This window comes from Staphylococcus agnetis (genome assembly GCF_002901865.1).
In the GTDB taxonomy this organism is placed as follows: Bacteria; Bacillota; Bacilli; order Staphylococcales; family Staphylococcaceae; genus Staphylococcus; species Staphylococcus agnetis.
The window spans coordinates 14194-39123 of sequence record NZ_PPQF01000016.1 but is presented as its reverse complement, the minus strand read 5'-3'; the positions used below and the strand labels follow the sequence as shown (position 1 = coordinate 39123).

Below are 24930 nucleotides of genomic sequence, written 5' to 3'. Positions count from 1 at the left end.
AAATGGGTTCAAATGATTGTGCCATGTCATTTGAACCCGTTTGAAACGAAAGTAGTCATGATAGGTGCCTTTGACGTCAAGGACAATCTATTAAAGTACTCAGAGCTGTCGTGATGGATGATTTAAAGAAATGAGCCAAACATGAAAATAAAGTTTTGATATAATATAGTTTAAACGAAACATCATAGAGGTGTGACTATGAAATATAAAGCATTAATAATAGAAGATGATGTTGAAATTGCGCATATTATTTCTTTAAATCTTGCTCGTTTAGATACACATGCAACCATCGCTTATACAGGTGATGAGGGACTTTCCAAAGTGTTATCGTCCCCCTATGATTTAATCATTTTAGACCTTATGCTTCCTGGAAAGACTGGCAATGAGCTAATGAAAGAATTAAAAAATAACATCACAGCTAAAATTATCGTCGTTTCGGCAAAATCCGAAGTAAATGAAAAAGTTGAATTATTATTATCTGGTGCGGATGACTATATCACCAAACCGTTTTCGAAAGCTGAATTTATGGCACGTGTTCAAGTACAATTGCGCAATATTCAGGCTAGCACCATGCCTACTGTTTTAAAATGGAAAGCACTTGAGTTGAATCCTACTAAACGTACAGTTTATGTAAATGAACATTATTTGGAACTAACAAATACAGAATTCGATATTTTGGCGTTATTGTTAACACAGCCTGAAACTCCATTTACAAAGCGTCAATTATATGAAACATTACAGGGGTTATATATCGGCGATGATAATACAATTAACGTACATATCTCGAATTTAAGAAAAAAATTAAGCCTTTATACTGACGATCCTTATATAAAAACGGTGTGGGGCATTGGATTTATGCTTGTTTAAATCTTTATACTTTCTTTATCTTTTATTTAAAGTAATTTGAGACCTCTGATTCTATAGTAAAATCATAGAAGGAGGTTTTTTTGTGTCATATGTAATCAAAACCAATCAATTATTTAAACAATATGGAACACAGTATGCGCTACATCCTACTGATTTTTCTTTGAAAAAGGGAGACATTTGTGCATTAATTGGGAAAAATGGTGCAGGTAAATCGACGCTCATAAAATTGATGGCGAATCATATTCAACCTTCAGGGGGCACATTAGAATTGTTTGGAACGTTAGATGATTCGAGTCAAGAATTGCGTAAACGCATTGGCTTTTTCATTGATACAACAGTATTCATGCGTCACCTCACAGCACGTCAAAATTTGGAATATATTGCGATGCAAACGGGAAAGGTCGATATTCAACATATTCAATCTATTTTAAAGCAAGTCGGTTTAGAAAATGAAACAAAGAAAGTAAAAGCGTTCTCTTTAGGAATGAAACAACGACTTGGTATTGCGTTAGCATTGCTTAATCACCCGGATGTTTTAATTTTAGATGAACCTATTAACGGTTTAGACGTAGAAGGCATTAGAGATTTTCGTCAATTCATTACACAACTCAATAAAGAATTGGGAATGACCATTTTAATATCAAGTCACATTTTAAGTGAATTACAACAAATTGCGACTCAATTTGTCTTTATTGAGAATGGTCACATTATTGAGTCTATTAGTAAGGATACATTATTAAATAAAGTACAAAAAGCAATCTCGTTAAAAGTAGACCGTCCTTCGAAAGCGGTTCAAGTCATAGAGGAATTGGACAACGCTATACAATATAAAGTGCTTGAAGACAACACCATTGTTATCCATACCGCACATATGGATACAACGCAACTCAATGCGCTAATGTGGGAGAACGGTATCCGTGTCGCTCAGATTCAAGAAGAACTGTTTAATTTAGAAAACTACTTCTTACAAGGGGAAGGGGGCAGCAAATATGATAAATTATCTTAAAAGTCAACGCTACCTCATGCTTAGAAGTAAGGCGTTTTATATATTGCCATTGGTATGTTTTACCCTCATCATATTCTTCGCGATAACACTTTATATTATGGGCAAACAAGGTTCGTATTTCCCCTATGACAACGCGCGTTTTTATTATGTCAATGTGGTTGGATTTAGTGGATTAATTATCTTTGTAGGAATCATTATTACGCAATTTTTTCACTCTAAAGAACGACAATACAATGACAAAGTGAGTATCGCATATGACGTGCCTTTGAAAGTCATTTATTTTGGAAAATTGATGATGATTTTTGGGTATTTCTTATTTATATGTTTAGTCTCTTATATCATCATGATTGTATTTGGAATGCTTCTATTTAAAGATGGACAAACGTATATCAGTGATTTTACATTGAGTATCATTAATATGTGTCCACTTGTGGTAGGGATACTCGCTGTTGCGCATGCATTATTTAGTATGCGAATGAATGCGATAGGTGTCATTATAGCAGTACTTTTATGTTTACAAATCGGTGTGCATCGCATTTTGTATGGTTTAACGTTGTTAAATGATGGTTTCAAGCCTTTGTTTAAACTGACACCACAATATTTATTTGATCACATATTAGAACTATATATGACGGGGAAAGTGAGTTTAGGCATTCAATATTGGGGTGTTGGTTTGTGTATTGGTATTGTCGGTCTCATCATAGGGTATGTTAAATTTAAAAAATTAGAGTATTAAACGAAGGATGAAGCGTAATGATCTTTATTTGTGTTGTAGTGTTGGTCATCATCAGTGTTATGCTAGGAAGTCAATACGTGCGATTGCTTAATGAGATTAATAATATCGAAAGACAGTTGAAAATTTTAAATGAAGATACTGATACCAATCAAGTCATTCGTTCGGCGTCGCATATGAAACAAAGTCAACCCGTCATACGCGAATTGAATCGATATATCCATCATTTAAAAGAGCAACGTCAATTTTTTAGAAAAAAAGAATTAATGCTTAATAAAGAAATTAACAATGTGTCTCATGACTTACGCACGCCATTAACAGCAATCAAAGGATATACAGAATTAATGCAAGAATCACAAAACGTAAATGAGATGCAATCTTATGCACAGATTATCGATAAAAAGACGACACACTTAATTCATAGTGTGAATCTTTTCCATGAGCTCACGTATATCAATGCACTCGATTATGAACTTGATTTACATTCTGTGAACATCAGTGAGTTTATACAAGATCAATTGATTTCATATTATCATCAGTTTACGCTCAAAAATATCGACCTGACATTTGAAATAACAACAGCACATTACGCTTATTTACATAAAGAATCAATGATACGAGTTTTAGACAATGTGATTCAAAATGCACTGCGGTATGCGAAAAGTAGTGTCAAAATTAGTATTCTAGATGAGAGTGAGCATGTCACTGTAAGCTTTCAAAATGATACGGACCATGAACCTTCGCCAGAGCAGTTGCATCAGTTGTTTGAACGGTCTTATACGCTTGATGAAAGTCGGACCCACAAACAAACGGGTGTAGGGTTATACATTGTGAAAACACTCATGCAACGTCAGAGTGGGGATGCCTTGTTGCATTTTAATGCACCGATGTTTGAAATACGCTTAACATTGCAACGGGGTGCTTCATGTGTCACGTGAAACATTGTACATTATGATGAAATTAAGTGCGCCATTACACATACGATGTGATGGGCGCGCTTTTTATATATGACATGTACATGGGACTGTATTTCAGATAGTGGTATAAATTTGTATCTTTTTGATAAAGTTATCTTATCCATTTGTTAACTTATGGTACTATGATAAAAAAGGAGAGTGGTTGTATGAAAATTATGATTGTGGAAGATGATTTTACTATTGCTGAAAGCTTAGTAAAAGAACTTCAAAAATGGAATCATGAAGCGGTCAATGTTCAAGACTATTATGCGATTACTGAAAAATTCCACTCGCTTCAGCCACACCTTGTACTTTTAGATATCAATCTTCCACACCTTAATGGTTTTCATTGGTGTCAGGAAATCCGTCAATCTTCACAAGTGCCGATTATGTTTATCAGTTCGGCATCTGATAATATGAATCAAATGATGGCGATGCAAATGGGAGCGGATGATTTTATAGAAAAACCGTTTAATTTAAAGTTAACCATTATGAAAATACAAGCGTTGTTAAGACGGTCTTATGATTTTAAAGTAGAACAATCTCAGTTGCATGCTAAAGGATGCGATTTGATCGTCGACAAGGCGATGCTCACTTATCAGGATCAAACGTTATCTTTAACACTTACAGAGCTCCAAATTTTGCAACAGTTATTTATAAATGAAGACCATTATGTCAGTCGTAATACATTAATCGAACAATGTTGGCAATCTGAAAATTTCATCGATGACAATACGTTAGCAGTGAATATGTCACGTTTACGTAAAAAATTAAAACAAATTGGGTTAGTGGATTTTATACAAACGAAAAAGAATGTTGGATACAAAGTGTAAAGAGGGTGAGGCACTTGCGTTTTTATAATCATATTTTAAGTGATATATGCATATACGTGCTCATGTTAATGTTATTTTTATTTATATCATTTATCTATGGTCTTGAAGTAGAAGCGTATATATTGGTTTTAAGCGTGTCGCTATTTGTTTTCAGCTTGTATATCGCTGTAAAGTGGGTTTATTTTAAGAAGCAAGAAACATTAAAACAAATCAATACGCGTTTAGAAGATGAATTGCATGACGTTAAAACAAAACACCGTCACTATCAACGAGATTTAGAGCATTATTTTTTAACGTGGGTACATCAAATTAAAACGCCAATTACTGCCTCCAAACTTTTATTAGAACGTAATGAAGCGGGGATGGTGAATCGCGTACGTCAAGAAATCACAGAAATTGAAAATTATACTAATTTGGCATTGAATTACTTAAAATTATTAAGCCATGAAACCGATATGGTCGTCCAAAAAGTGGCGCTTGAAGAAATCGTCAAACCATTAATCCAACGGTATGCATTACATTTTATTGAACATCGTACACGCATTCATACAGAGCATCTTCATTGTGAGGTGACGACAGACGCCCAATGGATCAAGATTATGATTGAACAAATTTTAAATAATGCGCTCAAATACGCTAAAGGTGGCGATATTTGGATTGTATTCGATGCGCAACAACACACACTTACAATTAAAGATAACGGCATCGGTATCAAGAAGGCCGATTTGCCAAAAATATTTGAAAAAGGGTATTCCGGGACGAATGGTCGTTTGAATGACAAATCTAGTAGAATAGGATTATTTATTGTGAAAGAAATTTCAGAGAAACTGCATCATCCTATAACTGTCCAATCAGAACCCGGCACATTTACAGAATTTACGATTCAGTTTCCAAAACCATCTCATCTTACAAATATGTAAGATTCGCAGCAACTTTTGTAAGGAATTATAAATGTTGCTGTTTTCTTTATCCTTTACACTGAAGTCAAAGAAATAAGGAGGCAATCACGATGTTACTAAAAGTAAGACATCTTAAAAAAGTATATGGTAAAGGACTGAATAAAGTTACAGCATTAAATGAGATGAGCTTTGACGTTCAAGAGGGTGAATTTGTAGCCATTATGGGAGAGTCGGGTTCGGGGAAATCAACATTACTCAATCTTATTGCAACATTTGATCGTCCTACTGAAGGGTCGATTTCAATTAATCAAGAAGATATAGCTCAATTGCGAAATAAATCCATCTCACGCTTTCGTCGAGATGAATTAGGATTTGTATTTCAAGATTTTAATGTCTTGGACACAATGAGTAATAAAGATAATATTTTGATGCCTTTAGTGTTATCAAATATTAACGTAGATACGATGCAAAAGCGACTGATTCAAGTAACAGAACAACTTGGCATCCAAACGCTACTGGATAAATATCCATACCAAGTGTCAGGAGGACAGCGCCAACGTGTGGCAATCGCACGTGCTTTAATTAATAAGCCACAACTATTGCTCGCTGACGAACCGACGGGTGCACTTGATTCTAAAACATCTCAAGAAATTATGACCATGTTTAAAGACATTAACGACCGCAAACAAACTATTTTAATGGTGACGCACTCTATACAGGATGCCTCTTTTGCAAATCGAATTTTATTCATCAAAGATGGTGGGTTATATCATGAACTGTACCGTGGTGATGAGACACAACAAGCATTTCAAAAACGTATATCAGATAGTTTAGCATTATTAAATGGAAGAGGTGTCTAACATGACCCTCAAGCTTTTGATCAAACTTGTTAAACGAAACTTTGTTGCGTTAAAAACGTTATTTATTCCGTTTATTTTGACAGCAAGTATGATGTTAGGATTAGAATATATTTTGTTATCAATCATTAATAATGACTACATTGCACACCGTCATGAATATTTACCAGGATTGTTAATGTATATTAATGTGATTATTATGATTTTATCAGTCATTTTCATTATCTATGCCAATAGCTTTATAATGAAACGCCGTCGAAAAGAGTACGCACTACAAATGGTGTTAGGTTTGGAGAAAAAACACTTACACATTGTGTCATTTTTAGAATTAAGTGTACAGTTTATCGTCGTGAGTATTTTGAGTATCGTTGGCGGATATTTATTTGGAAATTTACTCTTTTTATTATTAAACAAATTGATTAGTAAAACGTCGATTTCCATAATGCATTACCCATTTAGTATTAAAGCAATGCTTATCACATTAGCAATCAGTGCTGTTTTATTTAGTGTTTTATTAATTATCAATATCATTCATACAAGTACGAAAAGCCCTATTAAGTTAATGAATGAGAGTCGTGCAGGAGAGAAGAAAACACGTAAATGGATACTCATTCCTTTATGTCTCGTTGGGGCGCTATGTTTAGGATATGGATACTACTTGGCGCTATCAGCAAAAACGATTGTGAGCTCATTTCAAACAATCTTTACAGCGATTTTCTTTGTGATGATTGGAACCTATGCATTATTTATGTCATTAAGTTTACTCTTATTACAATGGCTCCAACGCATACCTAAAATTTATTATAAACCTAAAAATTTCTTTTCAATAGCAGGTTTACTATCACGAATGAAGGTAAATGTTGTTGGTTTAGCAAGTATCACAATGTTATGTACGTTTTTAATTGTGACGATGGGCATGACCGTCACAACCTATCGTGGCTTAGAAGACCAAGTGGAACATTCATTAAAAGAAGATTATCAAATTACACTAGATGGTAATTATAATTATTCAAAAAAAGCATCAGAACGCGTAGAAGCCCTTAAAAAAGACATCGATCACTTAGCGACAGTCGATCAATATCGTATATTCGGGAATGAATTTATTTCGTTCCAACTGAAAGATAATGCCTTTAAGGTGCCAAAAGAAGGGTTTAATTTATATATGAGTGATTTTGTATATGGGTTGGTTGTTACTCAAAAAGATCACAATCAAGCGCGTCATACGCATGTCCATTTAAAAGACAATGAAATCATCATTGATTCCGATTCCGCTATGTTTAATGGCATGAAACATGTTAAGGTTGGAGGAAAAACGTACAATGTGATTCGAACTGATAACAAAGAAATAGGCAATCAAATCGCCACAGATTCTGCGTATATTATTGTGAAAGATGATCAAACATTCAAGACGATTTCAAAACTATTTACGCAAAAAGACAGTACCGGAAGTACCAACATCGATTTTAATATCCAAGGTAATAAAAAGAGTTTTGATAAAGCCATGGCTCATTTACAAAAGAAACATGATGTCTCTATTATGAGTAAAGACGACATCAGAAAATCACTTTATGAGTTAAATGGTGGCCTTATCTTTATGGGGATTGTCGTTTCAATTGTGTTACTCGTGGGAACGTTTTTAATGTTATATAACAAGCAAATATCTGAGGGATATGAGGATAAACGTAATTTTGATATTATGCAAAAAGTTGGTTTAGATTATCGCTTAATCAAACAAACCATTCAACAACAAATTATGTGGGTTTTTGTATTACCTATTCTAGTCGCGGTGATTCACACACTTTTTGCAGGTAAAATTATTTACAAGTTATTAGGTATTTTAGGTATTAAAGACTTATCACTCTTCTTAAGTAGTTATGTCGGTGTCACAGTCATTGTGGTGCTTGTTTACGGATTTATGTATTGGATTACTTCCACAATATATTACAAAATTGTTCAAATGAAAATAAAGAGGATTATTTTTCGTAAATCGTCACTTACAATATCAATGTGACGGCTTGATGAAGCACCTTTAATTTTAACCAAGTCATACGATGAATGGTCGTATGCTGATATGTAAAAGTATTAAATAGGTCACGTTGTATACTGCTAACATAACGATAGCCTTCAGAACTCATAACATACTGAGTTTTGAAGGCTTTTTTGACCAATCGCTGGGCTTAAATTTAGATGTTTTTAGAATGTTTCTCCTAGTGATTGTGCTTTTAATATGGCAGCTGCTTTAATTTCTTCGCTACGTTCAGGATCTTTATTGTGGCCTTCAATAATAACCGTATCATATGATGGTACGCCAAAGAATCCCATCATCGCTTTAATGTAGCTGTCGCCATGTTCCAATGCATTCGCTGGTGCTTCTGTATAATAACCGCCACGTGACTGAATGTGTAACGCTTTTTTATCTGTTAATAGTCCAACAGGGCCATCAGATGTGTATTTAAATGTTTGGCCAGCAACAGCCACAGCATCAATATATGCTTTTACGACGGGTGGAAATGATAAGTTCCACATTGGTGTAACAAAGACGTATTTATCAGCATTCACAAATTGTTCTAATATCTCATTTAAACGTGTCACTTTTGTTTCTTCTTCTGCAGTTAAAACGTCGCCATTTTGTAGCTTACCCCATGCAGAGAAGACATCACCATCAATATAGGGTACATATTCTTTGAATAAGTCTACATGCACAATTTCATCATCTGGATGATGCGCTTCATACGATTTAATAAAGGCTTGACCTGCTGCCATTGAATTAGAGACCAACTCGTCTAAAGGGTGAGCTGTAATAAATAATAATTTTGCCATTGTTCGTTCGCTTCCTTTTCTGTTTTATCTTTTGAGTTTTTATCTACAGACCCTATTGTACCAAGTATACAAAATATATCAACGATAAATTTCGAATTCGTAATAAATCAGACTAATGGCCGATGTGATTGGGTGTAATCAGTTTTAAAAAGGGAAATTATCAACAAAAACAGAGCGCCATGACGTGGTCATGGCGCAGATTTGAAGTTAGACATATATTGTTATAAATGGATTATTTTTTAAGTAAATAATCGTATTTAGATGTATCTAATCCTTGTGCTTTTGCAGTTTTAACAAAATCTTTAACAGATTTGTATCCTAATAATTTGAAGTAAGCTCTGATGCCAGCTTTTGTTTTTTTGTCAGCATTTTTATCTAAAAGGATACCAACATAATCAAGCTAATGTTCCAAAATACGTGAATCGTCATGTAATACTATACCGCCTTTAGAATGTACAGCTGCGTCCGCTTGTTGATGTGGCACGGCCGCGAAAATGCCTGTTGCTAAAACTCCTGTTGTAACTGCAGATAAAATGACTTTATTAATATTCATTTGAATCACTCCTAGTTATTTGATGTCTTAACTATATCATGAATTTTTTAAAAATTGTTTTTATTTAATCATTCTTAAGATGATTTAAGTACGCGTTAAAAATATTGAGCCTGGATTTAATATAGTTTTGGTACGAAAATGTTTAAGAGGGATGGGGAGTCTGAAGGGAGAGGGCGGTTAGACTGTCGCACGTGTAATACATTGATTTCATCAAGCCTATTGGGACATAATGTCAGCTGTTTTGACATTCATACCAATGTTTTTTTACACAAATATGTAATGTTTCTTTAACTTTATAGACATAGGGTATATGTGTTTATGCATAGATGTCGAAAACGGATGATATCGGCATTTTGCCTTTCTTAATAAGATGTCAATATGGAGGGATATAATATTTTGAATGAGATGAAAACGATGGATCTGAAAGGGCGTTATTTAATAAAAGATACAGACTTTACGCAAGTGTTATTTAATGAACTTATAGACAGTGCAATAAAGTTAAAAAAAGATAAAGCGTTAGGTATCGTGCATCATGAACTTCAAGGTAAAAATATCGCATTATTATTTGATAAACCTTCAATGCGTACACGTGCCGCATTTGTATGTGCAGCATCAGAACTTGGCGCGCATGCTGAATTTTTAAGTGATTCGGATATTAAAATTGGTGAAAAAGACACCATTGAAGATACAGCGATTGTATTAAGCCGTTATTTCGATGGCATTCAATATCGTCATTCATCACAACAACGTGTAGAAACATTTGCTCAATATGCGGAGGTACCTGTGTGGAATGGTATGACGGATGACTGGCATCCTACACAAATGTTGGCAGATTTTATGACAATCAAAGAACACTTTGGGCACTTAGAAGGCATAACATTAACGTACTTAGGAGATGGTCGTAATAATATGGCCCATTCTTTAATGATGTCTGGCGCAATATGTGGGTTACATATACGCATTTGTGCACCCGAAACATTACAACCTGATGCTCACGTCTTAAAACAAGCAATCACAAGTGCTAAGCAGTCGAATGGGTCGATTGAAGTGACTACAAATATTGATGAAGCAGTAAGAGGTGCAGACATCTTGTATACCGACACGTGGGCATCTAAAGGGGAAGAAAGCGCAATTGCATCTCGAATTGCGTTATTAAAAGATTTCCAAGTCAATCAGGAATTAATGGAGAAAACGGGTCAACGTCACACATTATTTTTTCATTGCCTACCTGCGATTCATAATACGGAAACAGAATTTGGTCAAATGATATATGAAAAATTTGGACTAACGGCTTTAGAAGTGACAGATGATGTGTTTAAAAGTAAACAATGTAAATCTTTTGAGCAAACTGAAAACAAACTTCATACTTTGAAAGCATTGATGATTGCTACGATAGCAGGATGAAAATTAAAAATCTGATGGCACATATTTTGACTTATACAGTCGATACTGGTATAGTATCAGTGAATTTAAATTGAAAAAAGGTTGTATGCGGTCACATACAACCCGACAGGCCATTCATGGCTTACCATTCAGTTTGTACCATTCAACGTTTGTTGAATGGTTATTTTTTTTGCTGTGTCACAAGCACAAGACTCATGACGGTGAATACAATCATCAACATTTGATAATCGGTCATTAAATTTTACCCCTTTTCTGTTTAAGTTCTATAAGCATCACCCCGTTTTGTTTTAATCCTACGCCATTGACCTGTCTAAATGTATACTAACATAATACGAACGTATGTTCTACTTTTTCGAATAACTTTTTTATTTCGTTATGACCTATCAACGTAATCGGACATGAATTAGTACCTGGTGTCAACTCTTTTTACGCTATAAGTGTAAATATTTTGGTGGGCCTGAGCCCTTTGATAACATGAGTTCAGGAAGTAGAAAGGAAGTTAAAATATGAAGAATACAGAGCTTGTTGCACCAGAACGTTACAACATTGTTGATGAAATTGAAAAACATGCACTAACAGCGCATAAACTCGCATTGATTTATGAAAATGGCTTTAATCCACCAGTGAAAGTGACATATGAAACATTGATGCATCATGTGAATCAAGTCGCGCATGTACTGCAGCAATATGGGTTACAAAAGGGAGACCGAGTGCTCATCATGCTACCAAGAGCGATTGAAACATATGAAGTATACATCGCAGCGCTCAAAATGGGTTTAACCGTTATTCCAAGTTCTGAAATGTTACGTACTAAAGACTTGCAATACCGTATTAGTCACGCGAGCGTTAAAGCAGTGATTACGATGCCTGACTATATCAAAGAATTTGAAAAAGTGACGGAATATGAAACCTTAATCAAAATGCTAGTTACAGGACAACATGCACAATGGATATCTATTGCATCTGAGAAACAACAATATCCATCATATTTTGAAAAACAAGCAACACATCGTGATGATTTGGCAATTTTATCATATACATCAGGCACGACCGGTAACCCTAAAGCCGTGATGCATACCCATGGATGGGGCTATGCGCATATGCGTTTAGCGCCGAAACAATGGTTGAATATAGAGGAAGATGATCTCGTATGGGCAACAGCAGCCCCTGGATGGCAAAAATGGATATGGAGTCCATTTCTTTCAATTATGGAATCTGGTGCCACCGCTTTTGTATATAATGGTAAATTTCAAGCTTCACGTTATTTGGAATTGTTACAAGACTTCAAAATTAATGTATTATGCTGTACACCAACCGAATACCGAATGATGGCAAAACTACAAAATTTAACAGATTATGATTTGTCACATTTAAAAAGTGCAGTTTCTGCAGGGGAACCGCTCAATAAAGATGTAGTGAATCAATTTGAAGCGCACTTTAATTTAACGGTGCGTGATGGCTATGGTCAAACCGAGAGTACATTGCTTATCGGCTTTTTAGAAGATACACCTAAACGCCCTGGTGCAATGGGTAAAGCTATTCCAGGTACAGGGGTCACGATTGTTGATGATGAAGGTAATGAATTGGGTAGCAACGAAGAAGGCAACATTGCTGTTCCATTATCATTACCAGCGTTGTTCAAGGGTTATTATAATGACCATGAACGAACGGAGGAAGCGCGATTAGCGGGATATCATATTACCGGTGATTTGGCAGAGAAAGACGAAGATGGGTATTTTTGGTTTGAAGGACGTAAAGATGACATTATCATTAGTTCGGGCTATACCATTGGTCCATTTGAAGTTGAAGATGCGCTTACGCATCATGAAGCTGTAAAAGAATGTGCCGTCGTTGCAAGCCCTCATGCTGAAAGAGGACATATTGTAAAAGCATTTGTCATTTTACAAGAAGGGATTGAAGGAGATGATGGCCTCATACAACAAATGCAACAATTTGTGAAAGAGAGTGTCGCACCGTACAAATATCCACGAGCTATAGAATTTGTAGATACTTTGCCAAAAACGAACTCTGGAAAAATTCGTCGCATCGAATTGCGTCAAGCTGAACAAAGAAAATTCGCGAGAGACGAAGCATAAAATAATGATATGAGACAATCATAGTGTGTTAGTTTCGTTAATATAAATTGTATTCAAAAAGCCTTCAACGTTATAAAAAAGACGTTGAAGGCGATTTTTGTGAATCTTAATATCGCTCACAGTATTATATTAGGAATAAAGATATGAAAGCATAAATTAATGCGCATACATTAATGATAGTTAAACTCGAATATAGCACATCATATTTATAGCATTTGATGATTCCAATAAGTGTAATGATGAATGAAAGGCAAATCCAAGCACAAATCAATAATGCATATGTAGCCAGCAAGGTAGGTAGAATGAGGGCACATATACACATACAAGTTGATATAAACGTGAATGAGAGGGCCAAACATTTATACAATGTCCCCATGATGTAAACTCCTAAAATATATTTCGCCTCATTATAACATATTTATATTATGTTGAGATGCTTTTGTGAATTCCTTCAGCCGCGCGTATACCACTAAAAATACAACCGCCTAAAAATGTGCCTTCTAATGCACGATACCCGTGAACACCGCCACCACCAAATCCTGATGCTTCACCTGCCGCATAAAGACCTTTGATGCGCTCACGATGTTGATTAAACGCTTGACCGTCTAAGTCGGTTTGAATACCACCCAATGTTTTACGACTAATAATATGAAGTTTTACTGCGATTAATTTGCCGTTTTTACCACTTAATATCGGATGTGGTTTCGCCGTACGAATCAACTTATCACCTAGAAAGTGTCGAGCATTACGTATAAATGTAATTTGTGGATCTTTGCTAAATACATTTTTAATTTGTAAGTCACGTGCTTCAATTTCATGTTTGACATGATCGTAATCGATTAAATTTTCTCCAGTTAAAGTGTTCATTTTTTCAACTAACGTTTTTAAATCATCGGCCATCACAAAATCAGCGCCTTTATTTAAAAAAGCCTGAACAGGACCGGTTGCTTTTTTACCGAGTCGTTCTTTAATCACATGTTGAATCGCTTTATTTGTTAAATCAGGGTTTTGTTCTGAACCGGAGAGTACAAATTCCTTTTTTACAATATCTTCTGTAAGAATAAACCATGAATAATCATAGCCTGATTTCATAATGGTTTCGAGCGTGTGCAACGTATCAAATCCAGGATAGTCCGGTGCTTCCATGCGTGTTCCTGTCGCGGTAAACCACATGGAGGAAGGACCGGGAATAATACGAATGCCGTGTTTATTCCAAATAGGGCTATGGTTTTGAATGCCTTCAGTATAATGCCACATACGATCTTTATTCACGAGATTAACACCAGCATTTTCGCTAATTTCAAGCATCTTACCATCGGTCGAATCAGGCACACCTTGTATCATTGTTTTCGGGGCAGCGCCTAGGTGTTGTGGCCAATTTTGTCGAATCAATGCTTCATTTGCGCCAATGCCACCTGTTGTAATCAAGAGGTAAGACACCTCAAATTGAAAAGTATCGACTGCTTTACGTGAAGACGGCGCGCCAATTGGGACATCACTTTGTTCGAGTATGTTGCCAGAAATACTTTTAATAGCGTCACCTTCAATTTTAATGTCGGTTACTTGATGTCGCGGTAAAAATGTAAACTGACCCGACGCTTCATATTTCTTAACAAACGCGATAAAAGGGTTTACCAGACATGGTCCTGTCCCCCAAGTGATGTGAAAACGTGGCACAGAATTACCGTGACCAGAAGCGGAATGTCCACCACGTTCCGCCCAACCAAGTATCGGTGTCAATGTGATGCCCATGTCTTTTAAATACGCTTCTTTCTCATAAGTCGCAAAATGTACATACGCTTTGGCCCACTGATACGCCCAGTAATCATCCTCCTGTAAGCGATCAAATCCTGCTGAGCCTAACCAATCACGGAGTGCTAAGTCATAACTATCTTTAACGCCTAAACGTCGCTGAACTTTAGAATTCACTAAGAAAAGGCCACCAAATGACCAATACGCTTGTCCTCCCATTGCTTGAGGAGGTTCTTGATCAATCATTGTGACACGGTGCCCACGCTTTAACAACTCCGTCGCAGCAACCAGTCCGCTTAACCCAGCACCAATAATATGAATATGTTTTTGCATAACGTCACCCCGATCTTTGTTTTATCTTTAGTATCCCATATCAACAAGATAAGATTCAAAAGTTAACCCCATTCGTAAATATAAAATTCTCACAAAATTCATTAAAACTTTAAATAAAAATCACATCGTGTTCATACATCAATGGTAGTATAGCGATGATTAATAAAAAGGAGTTTACAAATGAAAAAAAGGAATCAGGTTCAATGGATGCATAAAGTGATAGTTGGCACAGCTTTGTTTGTCTTAGGTAGTTCGCTCGTAGTAGGGGCATTTGAAAATGTACATATCGTTCCTGATAAAGTACATGAAGTGCGTTAAAGTTATATTGATGTAAAAAAACGCAGAAGCGAGAGGGGGCGCTTCTGCGAAAAAGTTTCGATTAATTTATAGGAATTCGAGACGGTGATGTCTCAGAATGTTGCATTTTAGGTAGCGTAATTTCAAGCATACCGTTGTCATAAGATGCATGAATGGTGTCTCGTTCAACGTTATTGAATGTGAATTGACGTTTCACACTTGAAGTACGACGTTCACGATGTACAATAACGCCATCGTCATTTTCTTTTTCATTATTTTCAGTGTGAGCTGCAGCTATAGTTAAAATATTGTTATCAAAATCAACGTGAATGTCTGATTTTGCCATACCTGGCAGTTCAGCGCTGACAACATATGCATCTTCACGTTCAGAAATATCTGTTTTAAAAGCTTGAGATTGCATGAAACCTTGACCAAAATCTTTGAAAAGATCACTCGGAGTCATATCAAAAATAGAATGATTAAAAGGTTTTAATTGGAATGGCATAAAGCATCGCTCCTTCATATTTTAGAATGTCACAAATATCAAGAAACTGAAATGGTAAAGGTCACATCTAATCCTTTACAATCTTATTATATGACAAAGGTCAAAAATAGTCAAGGTCAAAGTATTGTGCTTGGTGTAAATTGAAACCCCTTCGTTTATTAATCGAGGGGCTATTATACAATCTCCGTGAGGGTGCTAATAATTAAATAAATGTTTAGTAAGCATAAGATGATTGTTAAAATCCATCCAATGATGTTGACTAATTTTGTATTAACGAAAGGCGCTCCCATGATGCCCTTGTTGTTCGTTGCTATGATGAGTGGGATGATGCTGAGAGGTAAAGCAATGCTTAAAAATACTTGTGTAAATATAAGTAAATCTTCTATACGTTGGGTGTCAGCGCCATACATCAGCAAGCATACAAAAACTGGCAAAATGGCAACTAACCGTGTAATGACTCTACGTACCCAAGGTTTCATTTTCAAATGGATAAAGCCTTCCATTACAATTTGACCTGACAATGTGCCAGTGATGGTAGCGTTTTGTCCTGCCGCAAGTAAAGCCACCGCAAATAATGTACTTGTCACACCGCCACCAATGGCATTCGCAACATGTGATGTTTTTAAGGCATCATATAATTCATAAAAACGTCCAAGTTCCTGGCTCGTACCATAAAATAATGCTGCACCTAATATTAACAATAAACAATTCACTATAAAGGCCACAGACAATTGAATATTGGAGTCTATTTGTGCAAAATGAATCGCTGCTTTTTTAGAGGCATCATTTTGTCTATCGTATGTTCTTGACTGCACAATAGAGGAGTGCAAATACAAATTATGTGGCATTATCGTTGCGCCAATAATCCCTAATGACATGTAGAGTATTCCGTTGTTAGTAACAATATCTTGGTGAGGAATAAACCCTTGTAATAATGCTGCGGTATCCGGCTTTGCCATATACACTTCAAATAAGAAAATAATGAAAATCGTAAATATGAGTACGCCGACGATAGCCGTAATTTTTCGGAAACCAAATTTCATAATTAGTAATAATAAGAATACATCCACAATGGTAATCGTAGCGCCTATAATAAGCGGAATTTGAAATAATAAATTCAACGCTATTGTACTGCCAATTACTTCAGCGATGTCTGTAGCAATGATGGCAAGTTCCGCGATGATCCATGCGACTATCGCATATTTTTTCGAAATCATTTTCCGAGTAACCTGCGCTAAATCCATGTCGCTCGCAATTCCTAAGCGTGCGCTCATAGATTGTAAAAACATAGCACTTAAGCTAGAAATTAAGATGACAAATAATAAGATATAGCCATAACTTGCGCCACCACCCATGGAGGTAATCCAATTGCCTGGGTCCATGTAACCGACAGCCACTAACAATCCAGGTCCTATAAATTTAGATAATCTTGAAAAATAAGAACCCTGTTCTTTAAAACTGACTGTATTGTTGATTTCTTCCAGACTTTTACTCATCTTAAGCACCTCCATACAATAAGTTTAGGTTTGCCTAACAAAGTTATTATACAATAATTCATAAAGGTGTAAAGTTGAAAGTCTTGTTGAAATTAAAAATATATTAAATGGTTGATAAAATGATATAAATAGTGCGAAAAAAGAAACAACCATCCGCCTTCCATTAGATTCAAGGGGATGGTTGTTTTGTTTTGTATCATAGTAATTGATTAACGTTTGGCTTCCCATTTTTCAGTCCATACGTTGTCGTTGGCTTGGCCTTTAAAATCACTTACACCAGTAATTTTATCGATGACTGCTTCAAGGTTCGTTTTGTTTGAATGATAGGCGTTAATATAAGTTTTGACCATCGTGGCATCATGAAGATGTGTTGTAAAGTTAAGTGACACAAAAACAGTTGGCACTTCGTGTACGTACCATGGAATTTCGTTACTCATAGCTGTGGACCATCGAATCCGATAATTATTTTCTGCTGCATAGCCAATGATATTTGCGAAAACGAGTGCAGCATCCACATGTTGTCGATACTCCAATGTCTTACCTTTAATGCGCGTAGAGCCGTCATTGAGCGTGACGTTAAAGCCACGTCGTTCTAAAATATCAATAATATTTTGGGTTACAGACTGGTCTGCTTTATAAATACCATCTTTTTCACCTTCAATCATGTATAGGCGAATATTTGGATGTGTGTCTGGTTTGATTGGCAATTCGTTCAACGTATTTTTAACTAATGTAATGCCTAAATCTGCAGCTTCATGTTGCATTTCTAGGTGGGCTGTTGCACCTATGACATCTAATTCAGAAGGTGCGTGTGTAAGTGTGTGTTGCTGTTGCTTTTCTGGAAGGTGGAGTTTTGCTTTTAACCCAAGAATACGGCGTAAGGCATCGTGTAAACGTACTTCAGTAATGATGCCGTTACGATAACCGTTAAGCATAAAGTTAAAATCCTCTTCAATATCATTGAAAAATAAAAACATGTCACATCCCGCAGCAATAGAAAGGGGCACGTAATCTTCTCGGCGCATTGAAGCGGTCATGCCTAACATATGGCTTGCGTCTGTAATAACTAGACCATTAAATTTGAGGTCGGTTTTTAATAAATCGGTTATTAACTCTTTTGATAATGAAGCTGGTAAAATATCAGCATCTGTTAATTTAGGATTTAACAATTTTGAGTAGGCTGGTTGAGCGATATGGCCTGCCATAATCATTTCAACACCACGTTCAATATGGTTTTCGTATACTTTTCTAAAAGAGTCATCCCACTGTGCTACAGTTTGTTCATTGACACCTAACACTAAATGCTGATCACGTTCTTCTGTGCCATCACCCGGGAAATGTTTCACGCATGTAATCATATCATCATTTTGACGATAACCGTCTATATAGGCATTAGAATAACGTATCACTGTTTCGGCATTTGTACCATAACTTCGTGTGTTCACAATGGTATTACGCCAGTTTTCTACAATATCGACGCAAGGATCAAAGTTCACATTAACGCCTAACGCTTTGGCTTCTTTACCAGAAACAAAGCCCGCATTAAATGCTACTTGTGTTTGTTGTGTAGCTTCACATTGTGCCGCAGACGCGATATAAGTCCCATCATTACATGCGCCATTCCCACCAGCATCACAGTTTGCGGCAACGAGTAAAGGGATTTTACTATGTGATTGTAAATCATTTAAAAGGGTTTGAACTTCATTTTTATTCCCTCCTTGATAACGCGCGCCACCGATATGGTATTGCTCTAAAATCTCATGATTAGACAAGGTACCTTCATTGAAATCACCTTCTTTTTCAAGTGAAAATAAATTAAAAAAGAGTTGTCCTATTTTTTCTTCATCTGACATGGACTGAATCGTCGACTCCACCCATGAGATTTGTTTATTATTTAAGAAATATGGTTTTTCAGTTAAGTTTACGTTTGGCATGTTTATTTCGCTCCTTCAAAGTTTTGATAAAACGTTTGAATTAATTCGTTTTGAACTGTTTGATCGAACGTATTGGAAATAAATAAATCACTATACACATCATAAAATTTTTTCCAAGATGCATTTTCATGATGGGCAAGTATTGGATAAAAAAAGATATTATTGGTTTGTGCTGCTTTTAAATCGCCTTCAGCATCTCCAATCATGATCATATGTTCAGGTTGATAGTGGGCTTTAAGTTTACTGATACAATGTTCTTTTGTTCCAGCTTCTTGGGCGAACAGTCCTGAAATATAAGGCATAAGGCCATGATGTTGCCACTCATTTTCAACGGCAGACTGATTGGCAGATGACACAATGACCACATCAGCGACCTGACTGACTTTTTCTAAAGAGGCTTTGACATGGGAAAATGGTCCAACACTAGGAAGTTGCTTAATTTTCTCATTCACGCGTAAGGACCACGCTAACGCACGTTTAAGTCCTGTTTTCTCAGGGTTATGTAGTATATCCTTCTCTAGTTGAGGGTTTGAAAATACGGAAGTATGATCGACCCATTGTTTAATATCCTCATAATCTTCTACAGTAATACCTTGGGTGTGAAGCTCAGTTAACATTTTTTCTAATCCTTTAAAACGGTTAATACCTCGTGTGATTTCGTAAAGATTAAACGTGTTCCATCTTTTTAGAATGTGATCACGATGGGCATCTAACTCCCAAATGTCTAGTATCGCAGGCCCGAACGCACGCTCATGCTTGATTGTCATAGTATCCATACCACAGCCATCTGAATCAATACAGATGAGGTGTGTATGTGAAGGGGTATATTGACTTAATGCGGATGTCATAATCTCCATTCCTTTCAAATAAAATTGCTATAATATAGGTGAGGTGACACCTAATGATTGATGTAAAAACGTTAGAAATTGTAAAAGCACATGCATTGGATTTATTAAAATTAGACATGAACGTGTTTGAATTAACGGATTATAAACAAATGAGCCATATTTTTAAATCACCTTTCACTAATGTGAAACGTAAACAGTTTAAAATCGATTTTCAACGTTTCATATCGCAATTAGAAAGTCGTAAAATTTATCATTATAAGAATCTATTTGGCGTTCAATATGTGTTGTTCAAGTATAAAAAATACAATCAAATCGTGATTATTGGTCCGTTTTTAGAAAAAAGACCTAATGAACGAATGTGTCATGAGATGTTATTGAATGCGAATATTTCCATTTCTAATTTAACTACACTTAAGCAGTACTTGATAAAGGTTCCCGTATGTCACTATAATGATGCGTTAAAAATGGCACATTTAGCGGTTCGGTTTTTAAAAAATAAGTTTTCCCATTATCCGGTGGTGCATATTGATTTTAATTTTCATCCAGAATCTGTGAGTTATGCTGAACAAAAATTACAGCATCATTATATGATGACGGACATTAAAGCTAGGTATGAGCTAGAAAATAAAATGTTAGCAGCAATTCAAAATGGGAATATTGATGAAGCGTTAGCACTTCATACGCAAATGAATTTATTTGTATCAGGGTTGAAACGTTTAAAAGATGATTTACTGAATTTAAAATATCGTGCGTATTTACAAAATACGTTATGTCGTAAAACGATTGAAAAAGCCCGAGTGAATTTGCTTACAATTGATGTCTTGTCTGCAAAGTATGCGGCTTTAATTGATGAAGCAGAAAATATTGAGATACTCGAAATCGTAACGCATGATATGATTCGTGAGTATGCTGAAACAGCGCTCAAAGTAAATGCATTGAAGCACAGTCCAAAAATCAACAAAGTTATTCAATATATTGAGATGTATTTAGATCAAACTTTGACTTTGAGTGAGTTGGCTAAAAGCGTTAAATTATCCCCGACCTATCTTTCTCGCACATTTAGCCAAGAAATCGGGAAAACGATCCCTCAATATATTATGGAACTGAGACTTAAAAAAGCATGTGACTTACTTGAAACTACAGAGATGCCAATTGAGCATGTGGCCCAATATGTAGGTTTCAAACGGCAAAGTTACTTTAGCCACTGTTTTAAAAAGGTGTACGGATGTACACCGATTCAATATAAGCAAACTTATAACGAAAAAAGTAAACGCTTTCTTCGTTGATTTAAAACTATCATGTGTGGCTGAAAAAATAAGGGCAAAAAATAAAAAAATTTTCAATTTGTGTATTTTTTTGCGGATATACCTCAATATTTTAAATATAATGACAAAAATTTGATAAAAATATAAAGGATTAAAGGCTGAAATTCCAAAGCAAATTACGAACTATCAGAAAATTGAGATAAAAGATATAGTAATGTAATCAGATATACAAAACGTTTTCATATCAAGGCTTACAGGCTTTGAAGGGAAACGTTTTTTTGTTTTGAAAAATTAAAAGACAAGCTGGATTTATGGATGTGAAATTGACTGTCCAACAATCAAAAATATAATGAAAGTGAGTTGGAAAAGCGGAATGTTTAGGAGGGAGAAAATGAAAAAATATCGCATATTGGAACGCATGCATCATCACTATCTTGTAGCAGTTGTGCGAGGTGAATCTAAAGAGGGCGCACTTCACACTACGACGCACATTATAGATGGTGGGATACGCAACATTGAAATCACATTCACGACACCTGAAGCACATGATGTTATCGCAGAAGTAAAGCGTTTATTTAGTGAGGACGACATTGTTGTCGGCGCTGGGACAGTGCTCGATCCGATGACAGCGCGTTTAGCTATATTAAATGGCGCGGAATATATCGTGAGTCCGCATTTTGATAAAGACATCGCAAAAATGTGCAACTTATACAGTATTCCTTATTTGCCAGGATGTGGCTCCGTTACAGAAATCACAGAAGCATTAACGTATGGTGTTGACGTAGTAAAGTTATTTCCTGGTGATATATTAGGTGCAAACTTTATAAAAAATGTGCACGGACCGATTCCGCACATAGAGATGATGCCATCAGGTGGCGTAGCATTAAACAATTTACATGAATGGATTGAAAAAGGCGCATTTGCAGTAGGTATTGGAAGTGCATTAACGAAAGGTGCTCAATCAAGTCATGATGAAATTATAGCTTCCAATACAGAACAATTTGTCAAAAAATATCGCGAAATTGTAGGGTGATACGATGTCTGTGATTACATTAGGTGAAGTTTTAATGCGCTTATCCACTACGCAGCACCAACGTTTTCAAGCATGTTCTTCATTAGCCTGTCACTATGGCGGTGCTGAAATGAACGTTGCTATAGGATTATCTGGTTTTGGTGTTCCTACAGCTATGATTACTGGGATACCCAAAAATGCATTAGGAGATACAATCATTCAAACGTTACATCGATATAACGTAAATACAAAAAACGTTTTTCAAAAAGAAGGGCGCTTGGGACTTTATTTTGTAGAAGAAGGTTTTGGTCAACGTGCGCCAAACATTATATATGACCGAGAACATAGTGTTTTTAATCAGATGACATTAGAAGATACACACATAGAACAGATGTTGCACGACTATGATTGGTTTCATTTCACAGGAATCACACCTGCACTCAATGACACTTTATTCAAATTAATGAAGAAGATTACGCGCATAGCGAAACAACAAGGGATGACAATCAGTTGTGATTTAAATTATCGCGCTCAATTGTGGGACTTTCAAACAGCGCGTGATAAAATGTCAGAACTTTTGCCAAATGTTGATATCATTTTTGGCTATGAGCCACTCAATTTAATAGATATTGCTACAGGTGAAGACAAAAAAGATACGTTGTCACGCAATCCATCACTTGATGACCTACGTCCAATATTAAAAGAAATCCATGAGCTTTATGATCTTCGCTATATCGCATTTACACAACGAAAAATTTTTAACCATAAAAGAAACCGCTTACAAAGTTTTATTTCTACCACACATGAGATAGTTAAATCACCCTGTGTCGATGTTGACATCTTAGAGCGTGTCGGTTCGGGAGACGCCTTTAGTGTGGGGGTTTTGTATGGTTTGATACAACAATGGTCGCTTCAAGAAACAGTCGATTTTGGGTTAAAAAATATGTGCTACAAACATACGATACACGGTGACTATTGTTATGCCGCTTTAGATGAAGTTCAATCAATGCAGTTCAACGGCAGTGATATAAATCGTTAGAAAGAAGGCGAGACTATGACATCGCAAATCACATTAAATGACCAAAAAAAATTAAAAAAGTTTCAAAAAATAGATGCTCCCATTTTGAAATTTAAAGAAAAATTGGCCTACGGTTTTGGCGATTTAGGAAATGGCCTCATGTTTGACATGGGTATGATTTATCTTTTGAAATTTTACACTGACATTTTAGGTATTTCAGCATTTTACGGAGGATTAGTATTTTTAGTCGCAAAAATATTTGATGCATTTGTAGATACAGGTGTTGGCACTATTGTAGATTCACGACGTAACATTGGACCTAAAGGTAAATTTAGACCATTTATTTTATACGGAACGGTTCCGTTGGCGTTGCTTACTGTACTGTCGTTTATTTCTCCTGATTTATCCTACACTGGAAAAGTAGTTTGGGCATTTGCGACCTATATGTTATTTAATATGGCTTATTCAGTTGTTAATATTCCTTATGGGTCACTTTCAGCTTCAATGTCTTTGAATTCTGAAGACCGTACTCAGCTCTCGGTTTTTCGTAATATGGGCTCTCAAGGTGCGCTTTTCTTCGCAGGGATTGTCGTTATTCCAATGGTCGATCGCTTTTCGAATCATACAGTAGGTTATCCAATAGTTGTAGCTGTACTTTCAGTGATTGGCGTCGTGTTGCATCTCATTTGTTATAAAGGAGTAAAAGAGCGTTATGTTGTTCAAAGAGAAGAAGTGAAAGGGACAAATAAAAAAGCGTTCTTAGGACTGTTAAAAAATGAAGCATTCGCTGTATTAGCAATTTATACTCTACTCACGATTATGGCACTATTTTTAAAACAATCTGTGCAACTTTATTACTTTGAATATGTGATGGGTTATCCAAATCTTGTGGGGTTAGTGAGCACATTAAACTTTGCAGTATTGTTCCCAGCACTTTACTTAACAACGATTCTAAGTAAAAAGTTTGGCAAGAAAGCGACTGCTTTAATCGGTGTTGGCGGTTTTATTATTTTTGAATTTTTAAACTACGCCTTCTTTGGAGAACAACTCGTATCATTTTTAATCGTTAGCACCATTTCTTCATTCTTTTTAGTCATTCCAAATACTGTGACATGGGCGTTTATTGCTGACGTTGTCGAATACGGTCAATGGAAATCTGGTATTCGCTCGGAAGGTATCATTTATTCAAGCTATAGTTTTACGCGAAAAGTATCGCAAGCATTGGCAGGTTTTGTTCCTGGTGTTGCGTTAACGGTGATTGGCTACCAACCAAATGTACAACAAGCTGCAGAAACGTTACATGGATTGAGATTTCTATTTTTTGTCATTCCTGCAGGAGCAAGTTTAATCGCATTATTAATCTTTTTATTCTTCTATCCACTTACTGATAGAAAACATAAACAAATCGTTAAGGAACTTACGTTAAGAGAAGAAGTTTAAGGAGGA

At 35.9% G+C, this 24930-nt stretch carries 21 protein-coding genes and 1 pseudogene; 15 read left to right on the top strand and 7 right to left on the bottom strand.

Features of this window, described 5'->3' with window-relative positions:
• Positions 1 to 198 precede the first annotated feature (198 nt).
• From CD172_RS02990 to CD172_RS02955, 8 genes are all read left to right on the top strand, one after another.
• Positions 199 to 867 carry a response regulator transcription factor gene (locus CD172_RS02990; protein ID WP_103345444.1) on the top strand — a complete coding sequence of 223 codons (669 nt, stop codon included), beginning with the start codon at positions 199 to 201 and terminating at the stop codon, positions 865 to 867.
• A gap of 82 nt (positions 868 to 949) precedes the next feature.
• Positions 950 to 1873, top strand: coding sequence for an ABC transporter ATP-binding protein (locus CD172_RS02985; protein WP_103345443.1), 924 nt, complete (start codon positions 950 to 952; stop codon positions 1871 to 1873).
• Positions 1857 to 2609: a hypothetical protein gene (locus CD172_RS02980; protein ID WP_103345442.1), complete on the top strand. Its 753-nt coding sequence runs from the start codon at positions 1857 to 1859 to the stop codon at positions 2607 to 2609. Before CD172_RS02985 ends, CD172_RS02980 begins: the two co-directional genes overlap by 17 nt.
• Before the next feature lie 17 nt (positions 2610 to 2626).
• On the top strand, positions 2627 to 3544 hold the full coding sequence (locus CD172_RS02975) for a sensor histidine kinase (protein WP_103345441.1): 918 nt from the start codon (positions 2627 to 2629) through the stop codon (positions 3542 to 3544).
• Between the two features lie 185 nt (positions 3545 to 3729).
• Positions 3730 to 4395 carry a response regulator transcription factor gene (locus tag CD172_RS02970; protein ID WP_037565675.1) on the top strand — a complete coding sequence of 222 codons (666 nt, stop codon included), beginning with the start codon at positions 3730 to 3732 and terminating at the stop codon, positions 4393 to 4395.
• A gap of 5 nt (positions 4396 to 4400) precedes the next feature.
• Positions 4401 to 5315, top strand: coding sequence for a sensor histidine kinase (locus tag CD172_RS02965; RefSeq protein ID WP_172616706.1), 915 nt, complete (start codon positions 4401 to 4403; stop codon positions 5313 to 5315).
• Positions 5316 to 5404: 89 nt separating this feature from the next.
• Positions 5405 to 6154, top strand: coding sequence for an ABC transporter ATP-binding protein (locus tag CD172_RS02960; protein ID WP_037565677.1), 750 nt, complete (start codon positions 5405 to 5407; stop codon positions 6152 to 6154).
• A 1-nt stretch (position 6155) separates the two neighbouring features.
• A complete protein-coding gene (locus CD172_RS02955; protein WP_103345440.1) occupies positions 6156 to 8162 on the top strand; it encodes an ABC transporter permease in 2007 nt (668 codons plus the stop codon).
• Between the two features lie 182 nt (positions 8163 to 8344).
• On the opposite strand, the gene CD172_RS02950 is transcribed toward CD172_RS02955, so the two are convergent.
• Together CD172_RS02950 and spn are read right to left on the bottom strand one after the other, a co-directional pair.
• Positions 8345 to 8971: an FMN-dependent NADH-azoreductase gene (locus CD172_RS02950; RefSeq protein WP_103345439.1), complete on the bottom strand. Its 627-nt coding sequence runs from the start codon at positions 8969 to 8971 to the stop codon at positions 8345 to 8347.
• A 232-nt stretch (positions 8972 to 9203) separates the two neighbouring features.
• Positions 9204 to 9524: pseudogene (gene spn / locus CD172_RS12915) on the bottom strand (SPIN family peroxidase inhibitor).
• Positions 9525 to 9917: 393 nt separating this feature from the next.
• On the opposite strand from spn, the gene argF reads away from it, so the two are divergent.
• On the top strand, positions 9918 to 10928 hold the full coding sequence (gene argF / locus CD172_RS02940; protein WP_411755712.1) for an ornithine carbamoyltransferase: 1011 nt from the start codon (positions 9918 to 9920) through the stop codon (positions 10926 to 10928).
• Between the two features lie 506 nt (positions 10929 to 11434).
• The gene (mbcS, locus tag CD172_RS02935) at positions 11435 to 13024 is read left to right on the top strand and encodes an acyl-CoA synthetase MbcS (protein ID WP_103345437.1); all 1590 of its coding nucleotides are present in this window, start codon (positions 11435 to 11437) and stop codon (positions 13022 to 13024) included.
• A gap of 423 nt (positions 13025 to 13447) precedes the next feature.
• Here mbcS and CD172_RS02930 read toward each other — a convergent pair whose 3' ends face one another.
• The gene (locus tag CD172_RS02930) at positions 13448 to 15109 is read right to left on the bottom strand and encodes an FAD-binding dehydrogenase (RefSeq protein ID WP_103345436.1); all 1662 of its coding nucleotides are present in this window, start codon (positions 15107 to 15109) and stop codon (positions 13448 to 13450) included.
• 180 nt (positions 15110 to 15289) lie between these two features.
• Between CD172_RS02930 and CD172_RS12675 the strand changes: the two genes are divergently transcribed.
• The gene (locus CD172_RS12675) at positions 15290 to 15427 is read left to right on the top strand and encodes a hypothetical protein (protein WP_157950612.1); all 138 of its coding nucleotides are present in this window, start codon (positions 15290 to 15292) and stop codon (positions 15425 to 15427) included.
• Positions 15428 to 15488: 61 nt separating this feature from the next.
• On the opposite strand, the gene CD172_RS02925 is transcribed toward CD172_RS12675, so the two are convergent.
• From CD172_RS02925 to CD172_RS02910, 4 genes are all read right to left on the bottom strand, one after another.
• The gene (locus tag CD172_RS02925) at positions 15489 to 15911 is read right to left on the bottom strand and encodes an Hsp20/alpha crystallin family protein (protein ID WP_103345435.1); all 423 of its coding nucleotides are present in this window, start codon (positions 15909 to 15911) and stop codon (positions 15489 to 15491) included.
• 173 nt (positions 15912 to 16084) lie between these two features.
• Entirely contained in the window at positions 16085 to 17407 is a 1323-nt protein-coding gene (locus tag CD172_RS02920) for an Nramp family divalent metal transporter (protein WP_103345434.1), read from the bottom strand.
• A 209-nt stretch (positions 17408 to 17616) separates the two neighbouring features.
• Positions 17617 to 19341: a glycoside hydrolase family 3 protein gene (locus tag CD172_RS02915; RefSeq protein WP_103345433.1), complete on the bottom strand. Its 1725-nt coding sequence runs from the start codon at positions 19339 to 19341 to the stop codon at positions 17617 to 17619.
• Positions 19342 to 19343: 2 nt separating this feature from the next.
• Entirely contained in the window at positions 19344 to 20189 is an 846-nt protein-coding gene (locus CD172_RS02910; RefSeq protein WP_103345432.1) for an HAD family hydrolase, read from the bottom strand.
• A 53-nt stretch (positions 20190 to 20242) separates the two neighbouring features.
• On the opposite strand from CD172_RS02910, the gene CD172_RS02905 reads away from it, so the two are divergent.
• The 4 genes from CD172_RS02905 (at position 20243) to CD172_RS02890 (ending at position 24924) form a co-directional block, all read left to right on the top strand.
• Positions 20243 to 21475, top strand: coding sequence for an AraC family transcriptional regulator (locus CD172_RS02905; RefSeq protein WP_103345431.1), 1233 nt, complete (start codon positions 20243 to 20245; stop codon positions 21473 to 21475).
• A 370-nt stretch (positions 21476 to 21845) separates the two neighbouring features.
• Positions 21846 to 22487: a bifunctional 2-keto-4-hydroxyglutarate aldolase/2-keto-3-deoxy-6-phosphogluconate aldolase gene (locus tag CD172_RS02900; RefSeq protein ID WP_103345430.1), complete on the top strand. Its 642-nt coding sequence runs from the start codon at positions 21846 to 21848 to the stop codon at positions 22485 to 22487.
• Between the two features lie 4 nt (positions 22488 to 22491).
• The gene (locus CD172_RS02895; RefSeq protein ID WP_037565688.1) at positions 22492 to 23505 is read left to right on the top strand and encodes a sugar kinase; all 1014 of its coding nucleotides are present in this window, start codon (positions 22492 to 22494) and stop codon (positions 23503 to 23505) included.
• A gap of 15 nt (positions 23506 to 23520) precedes the next feature.
• Positions 23521 to 24924 carry a glycoside-pentoside-hexuronide (GPH):cation symporter gene (locus tag CD172_RS02890; RefSeq protein ID WP_103345429.1) on the top strand — a complete coding sequence of 468 codons (1404 nt, stop codon included), beginning with the start codon at positions 23521 to 23523 and terminating at the stop codon, positions 24922 to 24924.
• The last annotated feature ends 6 nt before the right edge of the window (positions 24925 to 24930 follow it).